The organism is Geobacillus sp. BMUD (assembly GCF_013096845.1).
Lineage (GTDB): Bacteria > Bacillota > Bacilli > Bacillales > Anoxybacillaceae > Geobacillus > Geobacillus vulcani.
The window spans coordinates 1-949 of record NZ_SDLA01000043.1; the positions used below are offsets into that span (position 1 = coordinate 1).

1 protein-coding gene is annotated in these 949 nt (G+C 45.3%); it reads right to left on the bottom strand.

Features of this window, described 5'->3' with window-relative positions:
• Positions 1 to 277: 277 nt before the first annotated feature.
• Positions 278 to 694, bottom strand: a complete 417-nt coding sequence (locus ETC05_RS17255; RefSeq protein WP_171661543.1) for a type II toxin-antitoxin system VapC family toxin — start codon at positions 692 to 694, stop codon at positions 278 to 280.
• Between the last annotated feature and the right edge of the window lie 255 nt (positions 695 to 949).

The window sequence follows — 949 nt, forward strand, 5'->3', positions numbered from 1 at the left end:
GCCTTCGGAGCACCACATCCAACGAGAGTAGCTTTGGCGAAATCGGGTGCGATGAACAAGGAAAGAAACATAGGTCTTTATAAGATTTTTAACTATCTTATAAAGCCTTATAAGTTTTCTGTAACGGAGCTGTAAAGCAAGAACGAGTTTCAAAAGAGAGGCTGACCCAAAAGGTCGCCTGCCTTCAAGATAGGCACAACATACAGTGCGGCAGAAGCAGTCAGTACGTATATAGCGATGAAAGAGGGCGTCCCGGTCCTTTTGGGACACCCTCTTTTTACCAGTCCTTAGGGCGACCGTGGCGAATGTTCAATCGTTTAACATGTTTGTCCCAAGTAACGACATCTTCTGGGGGATTCGCTTTTGCATGAGCGGCGATATACGCGTCAATGAAATCGACCTTTTTCTCGCCGTAATCTCGAAGCGCTTGTTGCACAACATCTTTTTCCTCTGTTTCGATCCCAATCCCGTTGGTAAACTTTAATAAGGCGGCGGAAATGTCGGACGGCGATGCTTGATAGACGGAAGCCAGCACCCAGCAACATTCCGCGACGACGAGCGGATTAAGGCGCAAAATCAATTCTCCTGCTTCTACTTTCTGCAACATGTCCCCAACTTCTTCCACAAGCTCTTGGGGATGGCCGGTCATGATTCGAATCACGACATTTGTGTCAATCCATAGCTTGCGAGCCACTTAGTTTTCCTCCCCGTCTTTCAATTCTTTTGCTCCCATTGTACGATATACTTCATCTCGGATTTCCTCAATAGGGCGGAACGGCTGATTGGTTTTGAGAATGCCGATTAATTGTGACAAGCGATATTTTGTAAATTATCACTTTATTTCCGCACAAAAAAGACTCTTTTTTGCACATTCCTTCGGAATATCCCTCTCCCCCTTTCCGAAAGAATGTGCTAAATTTTTTGTGAATTATTTCGGAATGGGACATGG